Origin of the sequence: Neisseria sp. MVDL19-042950 (assembly GCF_030504625.1) — a bacterium.
In the GTDB taxonomy this organism is placed as follows: Bacteria; Pseudomonadota; Gammaproteobacteria; order Burkholderiales; family Neisseriaceae; genus Neisseria.
Genome location: NZ_JAUKWH010000018.1, coordinates 1 through 21,630, shown reverse-complemented (window position 1 = coordinate 21,630; position 21,630 = coordinate 1). Strand labels below are relative to the sequence as shown.

Below are 21,630 nucleotides of genomic sequence, written 5' to 3'. Positions count from 1 at the left end.
GTCCGGCAGTTTTTTTAGGCTACAATACGCCGTTCGGTTGTGATAAACAGATATGACGTTATGAAATTATTCTCTATATGGTTGCTGTTTTTTTCCACGGCGACTTATGCCGCCCACGGATTGGGTTTGGGACAGCCGGTTGCTTATCCCGCGGATTTCAAGGCATTTGAGTATGTGAACCCGAATGCGCCGAAAGGCGGTACGTTTTCACTGCCGATAGCAGGCGGTTTTGATACGCTGAATCCGTTTACGCTCAAGGGGGATCACGAAGCGGGAGTGGCGGCGTTGACGTTGGATACACTGACGGTAAAAGGGTTGGACGAACCGTTTTCCATGTACGGTTTGCTCGCACAGGATATCGTTTTGGCTTCAGACGGCCTGTCGGTAACGTTCAAACTCAATCCGAAAGCGCGTTTTCATAACGGTGATCCGGTGCTGGCGAAAGATGTGGCGGCATCGTTTGATATTTTGACCAAAGACCCTGCCGCCGCCCCGCTGTATAAATTCTATTGGGCGGACGTGGCGCGGGTGGAAACGCCCGATGCGCGTACGGCGGTATTCCGTTTTAAAAAACGCAATGCGGAGCTGCATATGATTTTGGGCGAATTGCCGGTGTTTTCGCACAAAAGTTATCCGCACGGGCTGGCTGCGGCGGCAAACAAACTGCCCATAGGTTCGGGGCCCTACCGTTTCCATAAAGCGGACGGCGGGCGGTTGAGCGAGTTTAAGCGCGATAAAGAGTATTGGGCGCAAAATCTGCCGGTACGCAAAGGTATGTATAACTTTGATCGGGTGCGTTTCAAATACTATAAAGACGACAGCGTGCGTATCGAGGGCATTAAAGGCGGGCATTACGATTTCATGCAGGAAAACGTCGCCCGCAACTGGGCGCGCGCCTACCCGGAACACATGCTGGAAAAGCGCAGTCTGCACAAGCACGAATGGGCGCAGAAGAGTACCGCCGGGATGCAGGGTTTTGTGATGAACATGCGCCGCAAGCCGTTCGACGATATCCGCGTGCGGCAGGCGATGGTGCTCAGTTTCGATTTTGAAAGCACCAATACGCGCCTGTTTTACGGAGCCTACCGCCGCAGCAACAGCTTTTTTACCAACAGCGAAATGGCGGCTTCGGGCAAACCCGAAGGAGAAGAGATGGCCGTCTTAAATACCGTGCGTTCGAAATTGCCGGCCGCCGTATTCACACAGAATGTGCCCGAGCCGCCGGAAACCGATCCGCTGCTCGGAGTCCGCCCCAATCTGCTCAAAGCCCGTGCGCTGCTCGAGCAGGCGGGCTACCGTTACCGTAACGGAGCGTTGGTAGACGGGCAGGGCAAGCCGTTGGTGCTGGAGTTTCTCAGTTCGAGCAAAACCTATGAACGGGTAGTGGCGAAATGGCAGCGCGATCTGGCCAAAATCGGTGTGAAAATGAACGTGCGCCTTGCCGACCCCGCCGTATATCAGAAGCGGGTGAACAACTTCGATTTCGATATTACGGTGGTGGTGTATGCCAACAGCGAAAGCCCGGGTAACGAGCAGTTCGGCTATTTCAGTTGCGCCGCCGCCAAAACCGACGGCGCCCGCAATTGGGCGGGAGTGTGCGATCCTGCTGTGGAAGTGCTGCTCAAACGTTTTGAAAGTTTTTCCAGCCGCAGCGAGCTGGTTGCGTCCGCCCGCGCACTCGATCGGGTGATACGCCACCAATATATTATCGTGCCGAATTGGTATTCCGACCGCCACCGCGTGGTGTACCGCGATACGCTGGGCATTCCCGACCGCCGTCCGAAAGGTGCTTACGGTGCGATGGATTGGGCGTTGGGTTCGGGGTGGATAAAACGGTAAACGGAGGCCGTCTGAAAAGTCATGATTTCAGACGGCCTCAAACTTTGATTTAAAACAATTTAATCCCATACTGCCGCAACTTATGCCGATAGCAGTTGTCACATAATACAGACTCTTGATTATTTCCTTTCCAAACGCGGCGGCCCATGCAGGCCGTCTGAAAAGCGGAAAACTGTTTACCACACCGACAAAGGAGGTACGTTATGTATCAATATCAGCGCATTATGGTTCCTGTTGACGACAGCCAAACTTCTTTGCAGGCTCTGAAAGAGGCATGCAGTCTGGCTCAGGCGATAGATGCCACCGTGGTGGCGGTGCATGTTGTGGACTTGGGGCAATTTGATTGGGGTGCTCCCGGTTTTACCGATGCCGCAGCTTTACGTAAAGCAGTTGAAAACACCGGTGTGAAAGTGCTGAAACGTGCGTCCGAAGAATTAAAGAAAGTGGGCGTAAAACACGAAACGCTGATTCTGGAAAGCGCAGGCGACAGAATTGCCGATTTGCTGGTAGAGCAGGCAACAGAGGAAAAATGCGACCTGATCGTGATGGGAACGCACGGTTTTTCCGGTTTGATGCACCTTCTGTTAGGCTCGGTTGCCGAAGGCGTTATCCGCAAGTCCAATGTGCCGGTATTGTTGGTACGCCGCAAAGACGATTAAGCCAAGTTTTATATAAAGAGAGATAGAGAAACGGCAGGCCGTCTGAAAAAGTTTTCAGACGGCCTTGTCTATTGCCTCATTTAAGCAGCTTATTGGATCAGCTTGGAAACCGTTTTAAACGCTTCGTGTTTGGCATCGCCCAGAATTTGGAACAGCACGCTTTCCACATTCGACACCACCGCACCTGCCGCACGCATTTGCAGCAAGGCATTTTCCTTATTGGCCGGATTGCGTGAAGTGGTACATTCGAACGGCACATAGACGTTGAGGCCGTCTGAACGCAAGTCCAACACGGTTTGCAGCATACATATATGTGTTTCCGCACCCACCAAAATCACATTTTCCGCCCGATGTCCGCGGATTGCTTCCCGCACTTCATCGATATAAGCGGAAAACCGCGTTTTCTCGAAAACGGGCGCATCTTTTAACAGCAGTTGTATGGCTTGAACGGTAGGCCCCAACCCTTTGGGATATTGTTCGGTAACAACAAGCGGCACGCCGAGTGCCTGCAAGCCCTGCAACAGCACGCGGCTGCGCTCTATCATGGTTTCAGCGGCGTGCAGGGCCGGAGTAAGGCGTTCCTGAATATCCACTACGATACAGATGGTATTTTGAGGGCTAAAGTGTTTCATTTTTCCTCCTTGGTTCATGGAATGATCGGTTTTCAGTCTGTTTCGTTTCCTCTATATGATGCGCGGATGCAACGCTCAAGTTAATTATATGCTTAATCAATATCTTAAGTCGGATTAATTATTTTATCCGATATCCGTCTTTTCTTTGGGTATACAACGGAAGCAGAATCCGCAAGTTTTTTTGAATATAAATTCTTGTCTTTTTAATAAGTTAAAAGGTGGAATAATTATTTCCTTATTTTATTATCTTAAGTTATTACTTCTAATGAAATTATTTCAATGGCATAGTCAAATTCCGTTAGTTTGGCTTACCGACCGTTAGAGTGTAACGTCAGCAATTTTCATCTGGCTAATATAAGCTGGCCGTAACTCTGATTAGAAATAAATTTAAGCCAGATTTCCGGCTTCTTTCGACACATTTCAAAACGTCCTGATTTGTTTCACTTAAATATCTTCACTTTATAAGATATTTTCTGTTTGATCACGATTATTGATAGTGAGCATCATGAAAAAAATACCACTTTACATTGCTGTAGCCCTTGCAGCAATTCCTTTAACTGCCGCAGCCAAAGATATTCAGGCAGAGAGAGAACGTTGGGTAATCCACGCTCGCAGCGGCGATGCGCAACTGGCAGAAGCAGTAAATGCGCTGAAAAAATTGTACGCTGAAAACCGTGATCCCAAAGTGCGGGCAGATTTGATTGCACTGTTGGTGCGTCAGCAGAAATTCCCGGAGGCTTTGGCGGTATGTACCACATGCGGTTTGGAAGATTTTTCTAACGACGAATTGGAAAATTTGGCCAAAGCAGCCCGAGACAGCAAACAGTTTCCGTTATCGGTAAGCCTGTATAAGCGGTTGCAAACCAAAGCACCCGGTAAAAAAATCGGATATCTCGGCGGCGCATTGGCTGCCGTGGATGCTGCGGATTATTCCGGTTCGCAAAAACAAATTAACGAATACCGTCGTCGTTTCGGAAACGATAAAGACATTCAAGATGCTGAAAAGTATCTGAAATTGCGTACGCAATCCATCACGGAGCGTATGGCGGATTTGCAGAAGCAGCTCGAAGCCAATCCTAACGATCATGAAGCCGTGATCCAACTTTACCGGTTAGCCGCCCGCTTGCAGGCTTTCCCGCAGCAGGAACGCCTACTGAAGCGGTATCCGAAACTGTTCAGCGAACAAGACCGTTTGTGGTTGAAAGAAACCCAAGCGGTTGTGCTGCTGCGCAGTGCCCGCCCCACCACTTCATCCGATCAATTGCATGCCGCTTACCGGCGTTTGAGTGAAATTGTCGATAAAGCTCCGGCGGGTAGTGCATTGCACACCCAAGCCCTGCGTGACCGTATGGCGGCAGCGATTGCCGTAGGTAAAGAGAAACAGGCAATCAAAGATTATCACGCATTGGTTAAGAAAGGCGATCAGCCCGACTACGTGAAAGAACAATACGCTTTTGCATTGCTGATGTATGGCAGCCCGAGGGAAGCAAAAAATATTTTGGCCGACAGAGCGGCAAAACAAAAGGCCAAGCAAGGCAAAGTAGACCCCGAGATTATCGAAGGTTTGATTGAAGCCGATGCGGATTTACTGCATTTTTCCGAAGCGAAAAAGCATCTGAAAGGTCTGAACCCCGATAAATACGCCCGCGATTTTACGCACACGGTTTACGTTCGAAACCCGTATTACGACAAGCATCATTTCTGGAGAGTGCGGCTCGAGGCTTGGAGCGGCAACATGAAAGGTGCCATAAAACTAATGGATGAATGGCTGGCCGAACATCCGGGTGATCCGTGGGCCATGGTTTTGCGTGGCGAGTTGGCACAATGGAACGGCCATGAAGACGAAGCCATACGTTGGTTTGACAAATCAAGAGAGTTTTTATCAGAAGAAAATCAAAAGTGGGCTAACAACAAAGCCGGAATTGTTCTGTTGAATAGTGGCGACTGGTCGTCAATACAAGATTTAGTGTCGGAAATTGACCGTAATGATTTGAATTACCATGACTTTTGGAAGTTTTATGATAAAGAACGCGCTGCACAATTAAATATCTCTGGAAATGTTTTAAAAGCGACCTCTCCGAAAGACAAGGTCGAGTGGCATCAAGAAATCAAACTGTATAGCCCGAGAAGCCAAGGAGAGCACAGAGCTTATGTTGTTCAAAGATTCGATACTGATCCCAATAATGGTAATGTATTACGTGCGGGCCGTGTAGGTGCAGGTGCAGAAGTCAGTCTTTACCCTGTTACTTTAAATGCAGAAGCAGGGCGAGGTACACATTTGAATAACAAAGCTTATTTAAATGCCGGCGTTGATTACCGTGTGAACGATTATCTTAGTCTGACTGCACGTGCGGCACTTAATAGTGCCAATACACCGATCAAAGCGTTGAGCCAAAATGTTTATGCAAATGAATACACGGTAAATGCCGAATTGACACCGTCTAATGTTACCCGGGCTGGTTTGAATTTGGGGGTAATGAAATTTGACGACGGTAATACCCGTCGAACGGCCCAGACATGGCTGACGCGTACCTTATTTCAACATAACCGTTGGAAAGTGGGTAGCTCGCTTTCGGTAGATTACAGCCGCAATAAAGAAATTGCCGGTAGGTATTATTACAATCCGAAAGCCGACAAGAGCATTAATGGCAGTCTCGACCTTTCTTATACCATGCCTTTTGTGCATGCCGCTATTCTTGATCAGAAGATTACCGGAGGTATAGGGAGGTATTGGCAGGAAGGGGAAAATTCCGAAAATACATGGATGTTGAAATACGGCCATGATTGGCAATTCGGCAAACAGGCGAAGTTGGGTTATGAATTGGGCCGCCAGCAAGCCATTTATGACGGCAAACCGGAATACCAAAACTTCGGCAATGTGAATCTGAATGTGAAATTCCACTAAATGTTTCAGACGGCCTTTTCCAAAAGATTGGATGCCGTCTGAAATGACCATTTTGTTTCAGTTAATTTAACGATACAGAACAGTAATTATGAAATACAAAAGCCTGTTATCCGGTCTGATTTTCGCTTTGGGGCTGAGTGCTTCCCATGCAGCCGACCTACGTTATGGTGTGATGTGTTATCACGATGTTATTGATGAAACGGCTCCGGTAATTAAAACGGAAGAGGAAAAGGAATTAAAAGGTGAATTAAAGCGTCAGTATTTTCCTCAAACTATTACAGTGCAGCGGTTGACGGCACATTTTAACTGGTTGCGTGACAATGGTTATACGCCGGTAAGTTGGAAGCAGATTGAAGATGCCCGGAATGGGCGTGGAAAGTTGCCTGAGAAACCAGTGTTGCTTACATTTGATGACGGCTATATCAGTTTTTACACCAAAATCTATCCGTTGCTGAAGGCGTATAACTATCCTGCCGTATTCGCACTGGTTACCAGTTGGCTGGAAATACCGCCGAACGGCCAGATTGCTTACGGCAATAAAAAATTGCCCCGTTCCGCTTTCCTCACTTGGGAACAAGTGCGTGAAATGCAGAAGAGTGGATTAGTGGAAATTGCTTCGCATACCCACGACCTGCATCACGGCAATCCGGGCAATCCGTATGGTTCGCAGTTTGCAGCTATGTTTCCGATGTATAAAAACGGCCGCTATGAAACGCCTGCCCAGTATGAGAAGCGAATTTATACCGATTTGAAGCGTTCGGTAGATGTGATCGAACAGCGTACGGGAGTTCGCCCCAATGTATTGGTATGGCCTTACGGACAATTTAACCAAACCGCCCAGAGGATTGCTCGCAGCGTAGGTTTGGAAAACGACTTTACTTTGTTCGATAACACTTTGAATACACCCGACCAACGAAGCGTAGGGCGTGCGCTGATCGATACCGAAACGGACTACGGTTTGATGAAGGACTATTTGGACGGTACGTCATTCGAACCGCCGCACCAGCGCGCCGTACATGTTAATTTGGATTCTCTTTACGATTCGGATCCGGCTCAACTGGAGCGTAATTATGATAAGTTGATCGAGCGTATTTATAAGTTGGGTATTACTACTGTTTACTTACAGGCATTCTCAGATGAAGACCGTAACGGTGTGGCCGAAGCCGTTTATTTCCCTAACCGCCATATTAAAATGAAAGCAGACTTGTTCAGTCGGGTGGCATGGCAGTTGATTACCCGTTCAAACGTTAAAGTATATGCATGGATGCCGATGATGGCGTTTGATTTGGGTAAAGGCTATGACTATGTTAACGACAGCCGTACGGGTGAACCGAGCAAAAATCATTATTTGCGCCTTTCTCCTTACAGTGAAAAAAGCCGCCGTGCCGTTACCGAGATTTATGAAGACTTGGCTTTCAGCAGCCGTTTCCACGGAATGGTCTTTCACGACGACGGTTTCTTGACGAATTATGAAGGGAAGATCGCTCAAGGCAAACGTAGTGAAGAGCAATTGTTACGGGAGGCAAAACAGAAAAGTGATGATTTGATCCGCTACTCGGATTTGCTTAAAAAGTCTGCACTGAAATACAGCCTTAACGGTACCAATGAAATGAAAACCGTTCGCAGTCTGCATGCAAATCTGATTATGCAACCGGATACACGAGAATGGTTTGCTCAAAGCCTACCCAAATTTGCCGATCACTACACTTATACCGCCATTATGGCTATGCCTTATCTGGAAAGTGAAAAACCGATCACCAGTAAAGATGCAGCAAGTTGGCTGGCAAAATTGACCCAGAATGTGAAAAACAGCAATGTTCCTTTGGATAAAACCGTGTTCGATTTGCAAACCAGAAACTGGTATACCAAACAACCTATTCCTGATAAAGAAATCGTATCTTGGGTTGATGCGTTGAAGAAAGATGGGGTACGCAATATTGCTTATTATCCGGATAACTTCCTCCATAACCAACCGGCATTAAAGGCCATTAAACCTGTATTTTCAGTTCAACAGTAATTTTTCAGACGGCCTCCGGATAGGCCGTTTGAAAAACTGAAGCAGGCATATCAACAATTGGTAACAGTGTTTGAGAGTAAATAAATCCAAATGGACTGGCACGATTATTTAGCCGTATTTGTCATGCTGTATCCTGGTGTGATGGCCGTATATTGGACGATTTCCGGCATTTTTTATTTTTTGCTCTGGGAAAATCGTGCCGACGAACCTGAATTCATGTTTCAGGAACACGCCCCTATGGTGAGTGTGCTGATTCCTTGTTACAACGAGGCGGATAATCTTGATACGTCTATTCCGCACCTACTTAACCTGACTTATCCCAACTATGAACTGATCTTCATTAATGACGGCAGCACCGACGATACGTTGAGCATTATTCAAAAGTGGGCAAAGGAAGCGGAAAAAATCGTTGTTATCGATCAGCCGAACGGTGGCAAAGCGTCCGCCATGAATAATGGCGCACGACACGCGGTAGGTAAATACATAGTCGGTATCGATGGAGATGCCATTCTTGATTACAGCGCCATCGAGTACATGATTCAAAATTTGGAAGATAACCCTGATTTAGGAGCGGTAACCGGTAATCCGCGGGTGCGCAACCGCAGTACCGTGTTAGGGAAACTCCAAGTGGCGGAATTCAGTTCCATTATCGGGCTGATTAAACGATCTCAAAGCGTAGTGGGTACATTATTTACCGTATCGGGTGTGATTATGTGTATCCGTAAAGATGTGTGGAGACGCATCGGTGGTTGGAGCGATAACATGATTACCGACGATATCGATATCAGTTGGAAAACCCAAATCGCCGGATACAACATTGCCTACGAGCCAAGGGCACTCTGTTGGGTGCTGATGCCCGAAACCGTTCGCGGTTTATACCGGCAACGTTTGCGTTGGGCGCAGGGCGGTGCGGAAGTTATTTTGAAATATTTCAAAAGTGTGTGGCAATTGAAAAATGCCCGCTTGTGGCCTTTGTATTTCGAATATTTCATTACCTTGCTTTGGGCGTATTCTCTGTTCGCTTTTACTATAGTGCACATTTTTGACTATTTTGTTGTCGGCAATACCGATTTCACGCTCATCAAGGTAACGAGTTTGATTACCTTCATGATGTTTATTTTGCAGTTTTCCGTGAGCATGTTTATTGACAGCCGTTATGAAAGAAAGCTGCTGCGTTATTTTATCAGTTGTATTTGGTATCCCTATGCTTTTTGGCTGATTAACAGCATTACCTTGATGCATGGCTTCCCGAAAGCGCTTTTGCGTGACAAACAGAGAAAAGCTACTTGGATCAGCCCTGACCGCGGCGTGCAGTAAGCCGTATGACGTAGAGAAAGGAGAAACATATATGAGAGAACAAGCACAAGATTTACGCGAATTGATGATTATCAACAAGGCACGCAATGTTAACCTCACTATTAGTACTAAAAGTTTATTGATTTTCATGACAACGTGGGTGTTATGGTTGTTAACTGCCTATTTCATTATCAATGATCATCGGACTTTGCTGTATAATCCCATTATCGGAGCATGGACACTGGCAGACCTGCTTAAAGTATCTGTTGCTTTCGTACTCGTCCAGCTGAATATCCTGCTGATATGGTCTATTTGTGTTACAAGAAAGAAATTTTCTTAACCGAATATTAAAAGGAGGCCGTCTGAAAATATGTTTCAGGCGGCCTTTGTCATGGGCATGGAGTGTGAACACTACTTAGTATAGACGACACCTTTGCAAAGACCCAGTCCGCAGTATATTTTCGTACAGTGTGCCGTTCACTCTCTTGTTTATATGGAGAGCAATGCCGACATTTTACTGTGCTGGTTATGCCTAAGTTGCATGCATATTTTTGGTTTTTATGGGAGCTTAAAATTCCTGATAGAGGCTGTAAAGCATACATAAAAAGGAAGTTCCTATTTGTACAAATTTAGTTTATGATTAACCGACTACTGCGTACTACATCGTAGTAAAACACAAAAGAAAAACCACCATTAAGGAACAAAGAGATGTTAGAAGCCTATCGCAAAGCCGCCACAGAGCGCGAAGCTCTGGGCATTCCCGCCCTTCCGCTCACCGCCCAGCAAACCGCCGATCTGGTTGAATTGCTGAAAAACCCGCCCGCAGGCAAAGGTGAGTTTTTGGTAGACCTGCTCGCCAACTGTGTGCCGCCCGGTGTGGACGATGCCTCCAAAGTCAAAGCATCTTTTCTCGCAGCCGTAGCCGAAGGCAGCGCAGCCAGCCCGCTGGTGTCTCCCGAATACGCAACCGAACTCTTGGGCACCATGCTCGGCGGCTATAACATCCACCCGCTGATTGAGCTTCTCGACAACGACAAACTGGCGCCCATTGCCGCCGAAGGTTTGAAACACACCCTGTTGATGTTCGACTCTTTCCACGACGTTCAAGAAAAAGCCGAAAAAGGCAATGCACACGCCAAAGCCGTATTGGAATCTTGGGCCAATGCCGAATGGTTCACTTCACGCGAAAAAGTGCCTGAAAAAATCACCGTTACTGTATTCAAAGTAGACGGCGAAACCAATACCGACGACCTCTCTCCCGCTCCCGACGCATGGAGCCGCCCCGACATTCCGCTGCACGCGTTAGCCATGCTGAAAAACCCGCGTGACGGCATCAACCCCGACAAACCCGGTGAAGTCGGCCCCATCAAACTGCTGGAAGAATTGAAAGCCAAAGGCCACCCCGTTGCTTATGTGGGCGACGTAGTGGGTACCGGTTCTTCCCGTAAATCTGCCACCAACTCCGTAATCTGGCATACCGGTTTGGACATTCCTTTCGTACCGAACAAACGCTACGGCGGCGTATGCTTGGGCGGCAAAATCGCGCCGATTTTCTTCAACACTCAAGAAGACTCAGGCGCATTGCCGATTGAGGTTGACGTATCGCAACTGAAAATGGGCGATGTAGTCGATATCCTGCCTTACGAAGGCAAGATTGTGAAAAACGGCGAAACCGTGGCCGAATTCCAATTGAAATCACAAGTATTGCTGGACGAAGTACAAGCCGGCGGTCGTATCAACCTGATTATCGGTCGCGGACTGACTGCCAAAGCCCGTGAAGCTTTAGGCTTGCCCGCATCTACCGAATTCCGCCTGCCGCAAGCACCTGCCGAAAGCAAAGCCGGCTTCTCTTTGGCACAAAAAATGGTCGGCCGTGCCTGCGGCTTGCCCGAAGGCCAAGGCGTACGCCCGGGCACTTACTGCGAACCGCGTATGACTACCGTTGGTTCTCAAGACACCACCGGCCCGATGACCCGCGACGAGTTGAAAGACTTGGCCTGCTTGGGCTTCTCTGCCGACTTGGTGATGCAGTCTTTCTGCCATACCGCGGCTTATCCCAAACCGGTTGACGTGAAAACCCATAAAGAGCTGCCTGAATTCATTTCTACCCGTGGCGGTGTGGCTTTGCGTCCGGGCGACGGCGTGATCCACTCATGGCTGAACCGCTTGCTGCTGCCCGATACTGTCGGCACCGGCGGCGACTCACACACCCGTTTCCCATTGGGTATCTCTTTCCCCGCAGGTTCGGGCTTGGTAGCGTTTGCGGCGGCAACCGGCGTAATGCCTTTGGATATGCCGGAGTCTGTATTGGTACGCTTCAGCGGCAAACTGCAACCGGGCGTCACCCTGCGCGACTTGGTAAACGCCATTCCGTTGTATGCCATCAAACAAGGTTTGCTGACCGTAGCCAAAGCCGGTAAGAAAAACATCTTCTCAGGCCGTATTTTGGAAATCGAAGGTCTGCCTGATTTGAAAGTGGAGCAAGCGTTTGAATTGTCTGATGCTTCTGCCGAGCGTTCTGCCGCAGGTTGTACTGTGAAGCTCAACAAAGAGCCGATCATCGAATACATGAAATCAAACATCGTATTGATGAAAAATATGATTGCAGACGGCTATAAAGATCCGCGCACTTTGGAGCGCCGCATCAAAGCTATGGAAGCATGGTTGGCTGATCCGCAATTGTTGGAAGCAGATAAAGACGCCGAATACGCGGCCGTTATCGAAATCAACATGGACGACATCAAAGAGCCGATTATCGCCTGCCCGAACGATCCGGACGACGTATGCTTCATGTCTGAAAAATCAGGCACTGTAATCGACGAAGTGTTTATCGGTTCTTGTATGACCAACATCGGCCACTTCCGCGCCGCTTCCAAACTGTTGGAAGGCAAGAGCGATATTCCGGTGCGCTTGTGGGTAGCCCCGCCGACCAAGATGGATGCGCAAGAATTGTCTAACGAAGGCCACTACGGCGTATTGGGTCGCGCCGGTGCGCGTATGGAAATGCCGGGTTGTTCATTGTGCATGGGTAACCAAGCACAAGTACGCGAAGGTGCAACCGTAATGTCGACTTCAACCCGCAACTTCCCGAACCGTTTGGGTAAAAACACCAACGTGTTCTTGGGTTCTGCCGAGTTGGCAGCGATCTGCTCGAAATTGGGTAAAATCCCGACTGTTGAAGAATACCAAGCCAACATCGGTATCATCAACGAGCAGGGCGAACAAATCTATCGCTACATGAACTTCAATGAAATCGACAGCTACAACGAAGTGGCGGAAACAGTAAGTGTGTAAAGTTTATCTTTAAGATTTAAGACGGCCTCTCTGTGTTAGAGGAGGCCGTCTTAAAAACGGAATGGTGATGGCCATTCCGTTTTTTATTGGGAGTAAGCCGAGTGCTTGGTTGGCCCGTTTTATCGGTTTGCATCATAGTCGGTAAGATGTGATGCCTTCACTTGCTATAAGGGTTGGATTTCGCCATGGTGCTATAGAAGTGTTGCCGTATTGTTTGGTTAATTTCGACAAGCCGTTAATCAATAAGGCGATATGGTTATCCGAGGCTTGGGTATTCGTGATGGCTGCGGATGATCGTGCTAAACTTTCGATAAGTGCTTAGAAGATAAAAGTGATTATTTTGTGAGAAATATTTATAGTGCAAGGAGACGACGATGAACTTATTTTCCCTGAACGGCCAAACGGCGTTAATCACCGGCAGTGCCAAAGGCATCGGTAAAGGCATTGCCGAAGTGCTGAAAAAAGCAGGAGCGAATGTTGTTATCGCCGATATCGACCGTGAGCATGGAGAGCAAACGGCGGTGGCATTGGGCGGGCATTATCAGTATCTGGATGTGCGTTCGCAGCAAAGTTGCCGTGATGCGGTAGAGCAGGTGGTGAAGCAGCATGGCAAACTTGATATCTTGTGCTCGAACACGGGTATTTTCCCGCAAAAAAACTTGGCTGAGATGAGTGAAGCCGATTGGGATGAAACCCATGGCATTAATTTGAAAGGCACATTTTTTATCGTTCAGGCCGCCTTAAATGTGATGCGGCCGCAGAATTACGGGCGGATTGTGATTACTTCGTCGATTACCGGCCCGGTTACCGGTTTCCCGGGGTGGAGCCATTACGGTGCCAGTAAAGCAGGGCAGCTCGGGTTTATGCGCAGCGCAGCACTTGAGTATGCGCGTTTCGGCATTACCATCAATGCCGTGATGCCGGGTAACATTTTGACCGAAGGGTTGGAAGCGCAGGGAGAAACTTATCTGGCACAAATGCGGGCGGCCATCCCGACGCATACCCTCGGTAAACCGCAAGACATCGGCTACGCAGCTTGTTTTCTGGCCAGCCGTGAAGCTGCCTATATTACCGGCCAAACATTGATTGTAGATGGCGGGCAGATTTTGCCGGAATCGCCGGAAGCGTTATTGTAATTGGGTTGATGTGAATTTGATCAGGCCGTCTGAAAGACTTTTCAGACGGCCTGCATGATTTTAGGAAGAAATAAAGAGTTTTTTTATAAAATTTTAATTCTTTTAAAGATTATAGGAACTAATGCCAATGCTTTATCATCCTATAAACACTAAATTCTAACCCTTGACCAAAATCAATAGCCTATTTCTCTATTAGGTCTAGAATAGTACCTGAAATATGATATTAGAGTATTCAAATTAGTATTATTGCTTTTGAAATATCAGTTTAAACCTTCTGTAAAAGGAGAGTAACAAAATGTCTGACAGCACACAAAAATTACGATTAGGTTCATTGATCGCATTGGTCGTCGGCTCCATGGTTGGAGGCGGCATTTTTTCTATCCCGCAGAATATGGCTTCCGGTGCCGAGGCCGGTGCCATTTTGATCGGCTGGGGGGTTACCGCCATCGGTATGTTGATGTTGGCGTTTGTATTCCAAACATTGGCCAACCGTAAGCCGGATTTGGATAACGGTGTGTATGCCTATGCAAAAGCAGGATTCGGCAACTACTTGGGCTTCTCTTCGGCTTGGGGTTATTGGATCAGTGCTTGGATCGGCAACGTTAGTTACTTGGTATTGTTGTTCGGCACGTTGGGCTATTTTTTTCCTGCTTTTGGCGAAGGAAATACTACGGCGGCGATTATTGCAGCATCCATCCTGCTATGGTGTGTGCATGCTTTAGTGTTGCGCGGTATTAAAGAAGCGGCGTTTATCAACCTCATCACTACCGTTGCCAAAGTGGTGCCGTTGCTTACATTTATCGCTTTAACCGGCGTTGCTTTCAAAATGGATATTTTCACCAACGATTTTTGGGGGCAGGGCAATGTCGAACTGGGCAGCGTGATGAACCAAGTTAAGAGCATGATGTTGGTAACGGTTTGGGTATTCATCGGTATCGAAGGTGCCAGTGTATATTCTGCCCGTGCCGAGCGGCGTTCGGATGTGGGTAAAGCGACCGTGCTGGGTTTTATCGGCGTGCTTTCATTGTTGGTAATGGTTAATGTGTTGTCTGCCGGTGTTATGACCCAACCCGAACTGGCTGCTTTGAAAAACCCTTCTATGGCCTATGTGTTGGAGCATGTGGTTGGTTCTTGGGGTGCTGCATTCATTTCCATCGGTTTGATTATTTCTTTGGCGGGAGCCTTGTTGTCTTGGACTTTGCTGTGTGGCGAAATTCTTTACTCAGCATCCAAAGATAAAACGATGCCGGCTTTCTTCCATAAAGAAAATAAAAATGGCGTGCCTGCGAATGCGCTGTGGGTGTCAAATATTTCAATTCAAGTTTTCCTGATTATTACTCTGTTTTCCAGCAGCTCTTATTTGGAGTTACTGTATTTGGCTACTTCCATGATTCTGATGCCGTATTTCTTCTCAACCGTTTATGCGGTAATGATTGCGGTACGTAGCGAGGGATATGAAGCCAATGATGTTCAACGTAGTAAAGATATATTAATCGGTGCAATTGCAGTCGCTTATAGTGTGTGGCTTCTGTATGCTGCAGGTGTGAAATACTTGTTGCTGTCCGCCTTGTTGTATGCGCCCGGGGCCATCCTTTATATCAAGGCAAGGCTTGAAAACAAACAACTTGTTTTCACTAATGCGGAAAAATTTTATTTTGCAGTGGTGGTAATCGGTGCCATAGTGGCTGCAGCAGGGTTGGCTGATGGTTCCCTGACTTTATAGGTTTGCTTCTCTATCGTTTAACTGTGTTTTATCAATTAAAGGAGTTGTATCATGCAAAACACTAACAAATTAGGTGTTCATTCAGAAGTCGGTAAATTGCGACGAGTGATGGTGTGCTCTCCGGGGGTGGCTCATACTCGCCTGACTCCCGACAATTGTGATGATTTACTGTTTGATGATGTATTGTGGGTTAGCCAAGCCAAACGTGACCATTTCGACTTTGTTACCAAAATGCGCGAACGCGGCGTCGAAGTATTGGAAATGCATAACTTGTTGGCGGAAACCATCAGCGACCCGAAAGCGTTGAAATGGATTCTGGATCGTAAAATCACCGCCAATAACGTGAGCGGAATCATCATGAACGAACTGCGTTCTTGGTTTGAAGGATTGAACGCACGTCAACAAGCCGAATTTTTGATTGGCGGTGTCAGCGTTAACGATTTGCCGTCTGATATCAATGGTGATGTCGGTGCTTTATTGCGTGCCGCCCAAGGCAATGCCGGTTTTGTATTGCCTCCTCTGCCGAATACACAATTTACCCGCGACAATACCTGCTGGATCTATGGCGGTGTTTCCCTGAATCCGATGTATTGGCCGGCACGCCGTCAAGAAACTTTATTGACTTCGGCCATTTATAAATTCCATCCTTTGTTTGCCGAAGAAGAATTCAAAGTTTGGTGGGGCGATCCCGATCAAAATTATGGTAAAGCCACATTGGAAGGCGGAGACGTGTTCCCTATCGGCAAAGGCATCGTGTTGATCGGTATGGGTGAACGTACTTCGTTGGAAGGCGTTACCCAACTGTCTAAACAGCTGTTCGCAGAAGGGGCTGCCGAACGCGTGATTATTGCGGCTCTGCCGAAAATCCGTTCGGCCATGCACTTGGATACCGTATTTACTTTCTGCGATCGCGATCTGGTTAATATCTTCCCGGAAGTGGTTGATAACATTACAGCGTTCAGCTTGCGCCCCGATGAAGGCAAACCGGGCGGACTGGATGTGCGCAAAGAATCAAAAGCATTTGTTGACGTAGTGGCTGAGGCTCTGGGACTTAAAGAACTGCGTATAGTAAGAACCGGCGGCGACGATTATGCGGCCGAGCGGGAACAATGGGACGACGGTAATAACGTTGTCGCTTTGGAACCGGGAGTAGTAGTCGGCTACGACCGCAATACTTATACCAATACCTTATTGCGTAAAGCCGGTGTGGAAGTGATTACTATCAATTCTGCCGAGCTGGGTAGAGGCCGTGGTGGTGGTCGCTGTATGACTTGCCCGATTATTCGTGATGCTGTGGATTATTAATCAATCGGTTTACATTGTTAAGTTCGGAGCTGCTTGGAATGCTGCTTATCGGTTTTCTGGCAGCCCTTTAAATTAAAGAAGGAGAGTTACTATGTCATTTAACTTGAATAATCGTCATCTGTTGAGTTTGGTTAACCACAGCGAAAAAGAATTACGTTTCCTGTTGGATTTGGCGCGCGATTTGAAACGTGCGAAATACAACGGCACCGAGCAAAAAACGTTGCTTGGAAAAAATATCGCTCTGATTTTTGAAAAAACTTCCACCCGTACCCGTTGTGCTTTCGAAGTAGCTGCTTACGACCAAGGTGCCAATGTTACTTACATCGATCCGACTTCATCCCAAATCGGTCATAAAGAAACCATGAAAGACACCGCCCGCGTGCTCGGTCGTATGTATGACGGTATCGAATACCGCGGTTTCAGCCAAAAAATCGTACAGGAATTGGCTGACTACGCCGGCGTTCCGGTGTTTAACGGCTTGACCGACGAATATCACCCCACCCAAATGCTGGCCGACGTGATGACCATGCAAGAAAACAGCGATAAGCCGCTGCACGAAATCAGCTACGTTTATTTGGGGGATGCCCGCAACAATATGGGGAACTCTCTCTTGCTGGTAGGTGCCAAACTGGGTATGGATGTACGCATTGCCGCACCTAAAGCCTTATGGCCGAGTGAAGAGCTGGTTGAAAAATGCCGTGAGTTTGCCAAAGAAAGCGGCGCACGCATCATGCTGACCGAAGACCCGAAAGAAGCTGTGAAAGGTGTGGACTTCATCCATACCGACGTATGGGTATCTATGGGCGAACCCATCGAAGCATGGGGACAACGTATCGACATGTTGCTGCCTTACCAAGTGAATACGGCCCTGATGGAAGCAAGCGGCAATCCCCGCGTTAAATTCATGCACTGCTTACCGTCTTTCCATAACAGCGATACCAAAGTTGGTAAACAAATTGCCGAAAAATATCCGCATTTGGCTAACGGTATCGAAGTTACCGAAGATGTGTTCGAATCTCCATACAATATCGCCTTCGACCAAGCCGAAAACCGTATGCATACCATTAAAGCAGTTTTGGTATCGTCTTTGGGCGGATTGTAAGTATATAGCCGATCAGGGCAGGCCGTCAGGCCTGTCCTGATTTTCAAATAATTTGTGAAATTTATTTTTGAATATACAGCGAGGAGCATGAAATGCGTATCGTGATTGCTTTGGGTGGCAATGCCTTATTGAAACGCGGCGAAGCGATGACTGCCGAAAACCAACGTGCAAACGTGCGTTTGGCCGCTACACAGATTGCCAAAGTTCAACCGGGAAACGAGTTGGTTATCGCCCACGGTAACGGCCCCCAAGTGGGTTTGCTGGCTTTGCAGGGTGCGGCTTATCCTGAAGTGGAAACTTATCCGCTCGATGTACTGGGTGCCCAAACCGAGGGTATGATCGGTTACATGATTGAGCAGGAAATGGGCAATCTGCTGCCGGAGGACGTGCCGTTTGCCACACTTCTGACTCAAGTCGAAGTCGATAAAAACGACCCGGCTTTCCAAAATCCCACCAAACCCATCGGCCCCGTTTACAGCCGTGAAGAAGCGGAAAAATTGGCTGCCTCCAAAGGTTGGAGCATCGCTCAAGACGGCGATAAATACCGTCGTGTGGTAGCCAGCCCGCGCCCGAAACGTATTTTTGAAATACGTCCGGTTAAATGGTTGCTGCAACAAGGTACTGTGGTTGTTTGTGCTGGTGGCGGCGGTATTCCCACGTTCTTCGATAAAGACGGAAAACTGACCGGTGTGGAAGCGGTTATCGACAAAGACTTGTGTTCGGCATTGTTGGCCGAGCAGTTGAATGCCGATTTGCTGGTTATTGCCACCGATGTCGATGCGACTTACGTCAACTGGGGCAAAGAAGACGAAAAAGCAATTGCGGCCGCTCATCCGCAAGCATTGCGCGATTTGTCTTTCCCGGCCGGTTCGATGGGGCCGAAAATCCAAGCGGCATGCGAGTTTGCTGAAAATACCGGTAAAACGGCTGTTATCGGCGCGTTGGCAGACATCGAAGCGATTGTTCGGGGAGAAGCCGGTACGTGCGTCAGCACGGCTGAAACAGGCATCCGTTACCGTTAATCGGGCGATGCTGCGATAAAGCGTTTGCATGGTTGAAGTTTTCAGACGGCCTCAAGGCCGTCTGAAAACTTTTTAATCAATTTGCAGCGGGCGTATATAGCTGATTTGATTTGCCGGTATTTGAAGCGTGAGGCTTTGGTGAAATCCCCATATGCCGTCTTTCGTTACATAAGGCGGTTCATTTGGTTCGTGTGCATTTGATGACGCATTTGCGCTAGTTTGGGGCGGCGTAGAAAAAACCTGTATTGTTGAAGGCTTTCTTAAACAAAGGCAGCGCGGTAATTTTGAAGGCCGGTTTCGGATTCAATTATCCCATAACGATTGAAAAGCTTTTACCACTGCTTCGGGATTATCGGCTTCGGTTACGGCGCGTACCACCGCCAGGGAAGATACGCCGGTTGCCAAAACTTCTTTGGCGTTTTGCAGATTAATGCCTCCGATGGCCACAACAGGCGTATCGCCTGCCTGCGCTACGTAATGGCGCAAGTTATCCAACCCTTGGGGTGCGGTCGGCATTTTTTTGGTTGTGGTCGGGAAAATGGCACCGCTGGCGACATAGCTGGGGCGTACGGATAAGGCTCTGTCTAACTCGGCGACGGAGTGTGTGCTCAATCCTAAGCGTAAGCCTGCGTCGGCAATGGCTGCGAGATCGGCTTCATTCATATCTTCTTGGCCCAAATGTACGCCGTATGCTCCGGCTGCTATGGCCTCTTGCCAGTAATCGTTGATGAAAAGCCGGGTTGACGTGCCTTTGCAGGTGGCAACGCTGCGCTCGATTTCTTTTTTCAGATTGTCGCCGTGCAGTTCTTTGTTTCGCAGTTGCACGGTATCGGCACCGGCTTTTACCATCCGTTCTACCCATTCGGCGGTGGGAACGACGGCGTAAAATCTTAATGGTGCGTAAATAGGCTTGAAAAACATACTCATAAATTCCTTTCAGACGGCCTTTGATTTTATAATATTCAAAATTGTCACATTCCTGTCATCATTCTGTAATAAAGTATATGGTATCTGCAACCGCACTTCTCGTGTTTTGTGTTTAAGGAAAAAAGCATGGCTCAAACCCCGACAAGCTCAAGTATACAGAAAATCAATTTTATTTTTACTGCTTTGCTCATCGGCATGGTCGGTTATTTTATTGTGTGGGGCCTCGGCTATACTCAGCACAATCATGTCGTTTTGTTCCTGCTGGCTACATTGTTCGGCGTGTTTATGGCATTCAATATCGGCGGCAACGATGTGGCCAACTCCTTCGGCACCAGTGTGGGAGCCGGTACGCTTACCATTCCGCAGGCTCTGTTGATTGCCGCTATTTTCGAGGTAAGCGGTGCGGTAATTGCGGGCGGGCAGGTAACCGATACCATCCGTAAAGGGATTATCGACCTTAACGGCATGGAGCCCGAGCCGATGCAGTTTGTGTATATTATGATGTCTGCTTTGCTGGCGGCGGCTTTATGGCTGCTGTTTGCCAGTAGGAAAGGGCTGCCGGTTTCTACCACGCATGCCATTATCGGCGGTATTGTCGGCAGCGCGTTGTGTTTGGGCTTTGTTAGCGGCAACGACGACACGTTTGCGTTGGTTCAATGGAAAAATGTAGCGGAAATTGCTGTTTCATGGGTGCTTTCCCCCGTGCTGGGCGGTTTGGTTTCTTATCTTTTGTTTTCGCAAATCAAAAGGCATGTTTTGGATTACAACACCGATGCCGAAGAGCGTTTGAAAAGAATCAAGCAGGAGAAAAAAACTTATAAAGAACAGCACCGCCTGTATTTTGAAAGCCTTGATGAATCTGAAAAAATCGAATGCGCTTCTGCGATGGCACGCGATGCGCAGATTTACGGCGAAGGCGATTTTGATCCCAGCGAGTTGGAGTCTTCTTATTACAGAGGGCTGTATGACATAGATAACCGCAAGCATAATATCGATGCTTATAAAGCCCTTCATTCGTGGGTGCCGCTGATTGCTTCCGCCGGCGGTATGATGATTGCGGCCATGCTTATTTTCAAAGGGTTGAAAAATCTGGAATTGGGCATGACCAACGTCGGCAGCTTCTTAACCATTTTTATGATCGGTGCCGCCATTTGGATGGCAACCTTTATTTATGCCAAAACACTCAAGCGTAAAGATTTGGGCAAATCGACGTTTTTGATGTTCAGTTGGATGCAGGTATTCACGGCCGCCGGTTTTGCGTTCAGCCATGGAGCGAACGATATCGCCAATGCCATCGGCCCGTTCGCCGCCATTATGGATGTGCTGCGCACTAACGATATCGGCGCTCAGGCTCCCGTGCCGCCCGTGGCGATGCTCACTTTCGGCATCGCGTTGGTAGTCGGCTTGTGGTTTATCGGTAAAGAAGTGATTCAAACGGTAGGCACAAGCTTGGCGGAAATGCATCCTTCTTCCGGTTTTACCGCCGAACTTGCCGCCGCTTCGGTGGTGATGATGGCTTCTTTGATGGGGTTACCGGTATCCAGTACCCATATTTTGGTGGGTGCGGTGTTGGGCATCGGCTTGGTGAACCGCAATGCGAACTGGGCGCTGATGAAACCAATCGGTTTGGCATGGGTAATCACCTTGCCGGCGGCGGCGGTTTTATCTGTCGGCTGTTTCTTGGCCTTGAGGGCGGTATTCGGTTAATCGTGCCCGCTTTACGCGTTTCCGGTTGGCATGGCATTTTATTTCAGACGGCATCAAGTGATATTG

General features: G+C 48.1%; 15 protein-coding genes. 13 read left to right on the top strand and 2 right to left on the bottom strand.

Annotated features, from left to right (window positions below; all coding sequences use genetic code 11):
* Nucleotides 1–60: 60 nt before the first annotated feature.
* Together Q0X97_RS11375 and Q0X97_RS11370 are read left to right on the top strand one after the other, a co-directional pair.
* Nucleotides 61–1,839: an extracellular solute-binding protein gene (locus Q0X97_RS11375; RefSeq protein ID WP_302067524.1), complete on the top strand. Its 1,779-nt coding sequence runs from the start codon at nt 61–63 to the stop codon at nt 1,837–1,839.
* A 203-nt stretch (nt 1,840–2,042) separates the two neighbouring features.
* Nucleotides 2,043–2,498 carry a universal stress protein gene (locus Q0X97_RS11370; RefSeq protein WP_302067525.1) on the top strand — a complete coding sequence of 152 codons (456 nt, stop codon included), beginning with the start codon at nt 2,043–2,045 and terminating at the stop codon, nt 2,496–2,498.
* 89 nt (nt 2,499–2,587) lie between these two features.
* Here Q0X97_RS11370 and Q0X97_RS11365 read toward each other — a convergent pair whose 3' ends face one another.
* On the bottom strand, nt 2,588–3,130 hold the full coding sequence (locus Q0X97_RS11365; protein ID WP_302067526.1) for an isochorismatase family protein: 543 nt from the start codon (nt 3,128–3,130) through the stop codon (nt 2,588–2,590).
* 505 nt (nt 3,131–3,635) lie between these two features.
* Between Q0X97_RS11365 and pgaA the strand changes: the two genes are divergently transcribed.
* From pgaA to arcC, 10 genes are all read left to right on the top strand, one after another.
* Complete coding sequence (pgaA, locus tag Q0X97_RS11360; protein ID WP_302067527.1) at nt 3,636–6,035, top strand: poly-beta-1,6 N-acetyl-D-glucosamine export porin PgaA; 2,400 nt, start codon at nt 3,636–3,638, stop codon at nt 6,033–6,035.
* Between the two features lie 88 nt (nt 6,036–6,123).
* On the top strand, nt 6,124–8,052 hold the full coding sequence (gene pgaB / locus Q0X97_RS11355) for a poly-beta-1,6-N-acetyl-D-glucosamine N-deacetylase PgaB (protein ID WP_302067528.1): 1,929 nt from the start codon (nt 6,124–6,126) through the stop codon (nt 8,050–8,052).
* 90 nt (nt 8,053–8,142) lie between these two features.
* Nucleotides 8,143–9,369 carry a poly-beta-1,6-N-acetyl-D-glucosamine synthase gene (gene pgaC / locus Q0X97_RS11350; protein ID WP_302067529.1) on the top strand — a complete coding sequence of 409 codons (1,227 nt, stop codon included), beginning with the start codon at nt 8,143–8,145 and terminating at the stop codon, nt 9,367–9,369.
* A 31-nt stretch (nt 9,370–9,400) separates the two neighbouring features.
* On the top strand, nt 9,401–9,688 hold the full coding sequence (locus Q0X97_RS11345) for a hypothetical protein (protein ID WP_302067530.1): 288 nt from the start codon (nt 9,401–9,403) through the stop codon (nt 9,686–9,688).
* A gap of 368 nt (nt 9,689–10,056) precedes the next feature.
* On the top strand, nt 10,057–12,642 hold the full coding sequence (acnB, locus tag Q0X97_RS11340; RefSeq protein WP_302067531.1) for a bifunctional aconitate hydratase 2/2-methylisocitrate dehydratase: 2,586 nt from the start codon (nt 10,057–10,059) through the stop codon (nt 12,640–12,642).
* 374 nt (nt 12,643–13,016) lie between these two features.
* Entirely contained in the window at nt 13,017–13,778 is a 762-nt protein-coding gene (fabG, locus tag Q0X97_RS11335; RefSeq protein ID WP_302067532.1) for a 3-oxoacyl-ACP reductase FabG, read from the top strand.
* Nucleotides 13,779–14,073: 295 nt separating this feature from the next.
* On the top strand, nt 14,074–15,501 hold the full coding sequence (gene arcD / locus Q0X97_RS11330) for an arginine-ornithine antiporter (protein WP_302067533.1): 1,428 nt from the start codon (nt 14,074–14,076) through the stop codon (nt 15,499–15,501).
* A 51-nt stretch (nt 15,502–15,552) separates the two neighbouring features.
* Nucleotides 15,553–16,806 (top strand): arginine deiminase, encoded by a 1,254-nt coding sequence (arcA, locus tag Q0X97_RS11325; protein WP_302067534.1) that lies wholly within the window; start codon nt 15,553–15,555, stop codon nt 16,804–16,806.
* 91 nt (nt 16,807–16,897) lie between these two features.
* Entirely contained in the window at nt 16,898–17,908 is a 1,011-nt protein-coding gene (locus Q0X97_RS11320) for an ornithine carbamoyltransferase (RefSeq protein WP_302067535.1), read from the top strand.
* Nucleotides 17,909–18,000: 92 nt separating this feature from the next.
* The gene (arcC, locus tag Q0X97_RS11315) at nt 18,001–18,930 is read left to right on the top strand and encodes a carbamate kinase (protein ID WP_302067536.1); all 930 of its coding nucleotides are present in this window, start codon (nt 18,001–18,003) and stop codon (nt 18,928–18,930) included.
* Nucleotides 18,931–19,233: 303 nt separating this feature from the next.
* Here arcC and thiE read toward each other — a convergent pair whose 3' ends face one another.
* A complete protein-coding gene (thiE, locus tag Q0X97_RS11310; protein ID WP_302067537.1) occupies nt 19,234–19,851 on the bottom strand; it encodes a thiamine phosphate synthase in 618 nt (205 codons plus the stop codon).
* 132 nt (nt 19,852–19,983) lie between these two features.
* Between thiE and Q0X97_RS11305 the strand changes: the two genes are divergently transcribed.
* Nucleotides 19,984–21,564, top strand: a complete 1,581-nt coding sequence (locus Q0X97_RS11305; protein WP_302067538.1) for an inorganic phosphate transporter — start codon at nt 19,984–19,986, stop codon at nt 21,562–21,564.
* Nucleotides 21,565–21,630: the final 66 nt, after the last annotated feature.

What these genes read in the sequence shown, in the direction of transcription:
- Q0X97_RS11305 (WP_302067538.1), top strand. Translation starts at nt 19,984, where the DNA reads ATGGCTCAAACCCCGACAAGCTCAAGTATACAGAAAATCAATTTTATT.
- Q0X97_RS11375 (WP_302067524.1), top strand. Translation starts at nt 61, where the DNA reads ATGAAATTATTCTCTATATGGTTGCTGTTTTTTTCCACGGCGACTTAT.
- Q0X97_RS11365 (WP_302067526.1), bottom strand. Translation starts at nt 3,130, where the DNA reads ATGAAACACTTTAGCCCTCAAAATACCATCTGTATCGTAGTGGATATT.
- fabG (WP_302067532.1), top strand. Translation starts at nt 13,017, where the DNA reads ATGAACTTATTTTCCCTGAACGGCCAAACGGCGTTAATCACCGGCAGT.
- arcD (WP_302067533.1), top strand. Translation starts at nt 14,074, where the DNA reads ATGTCTGACAGCACACAAAAATTACGATTAGGTTCATTGATCGCATTG.
- pgaB (WP_302067528.1), top strand. Translation starts at nt 6,124, where the DNA reads ATGAAATACAAAAGCCTGTTATCCGGTCTGATTTTCGCTTTGGGGCTG.
- thiE (WP_302067537.1), bottom strand. Translation starts at nt 19,851, where the DNA reads ATGTTTTTCAAGCCTATTTACGCACCATTAAGATTTTACGCCGTCGTT.
- Q0X97_RS11370 (WP_302067525.1), top strand. Translation starts at nt 2,043, where the DNA reads ATGTATCAATATCAGCGCATTATGGTTCCTGTTGACGACAGCCAAACT.
- arcA (WP_302067534.1), top strand. Translation starts at nt 15,553, where the DNA reads ATGCAAAACACTAACAAATTAGGTGTTCATTCAGAAGTCGGTAAATTG.
- pgaC (WP_302067529.1), top strand. Translation starts at nt 8,143, where the DNA reads ATGGACTGGCACGATTATTTAGCCGTATTTGTCATGCTGTATCCTGGT.
- Q0X97_RS11345 (WP_302067530.1), top strand. Translation starts at nt 9,401, where the DNA reads ATGAGAGAACAAGCACAAGATTTACGCGAATTGATGATTATCAACAAG.
- pgaA (WP_302067527.1), top strand. Translation starts at nt 3,636, where the DNA reads ATGAAAAAAATACCACTTTACATTGCTGTAGCCCTTGCAGCAATTCCT.
- Q0X97_RS11320 (WP_302067535.1), top strand. Translation starts at nt 16,898, where the DNA reads ATGTCATTTAACTTGAATAATCGTCATCTGTTGAGTTTGGTTAACCAC.
- acnB (WP_302067531.1), top strand. Translation starts at nt 10,057, where the DNA reads ATGTTAGAAGCCTATCGCAAAGCCGCCACAGAGCGCGAAGCTCTGGGC.
- arcC (WP_302067536.1), top strand. Translation starts at nt 18,001, where the DNA reads ATGCGTATCGTGATTGCTTTGGGTGGCAATGCCTTATTGAAACGCGGC.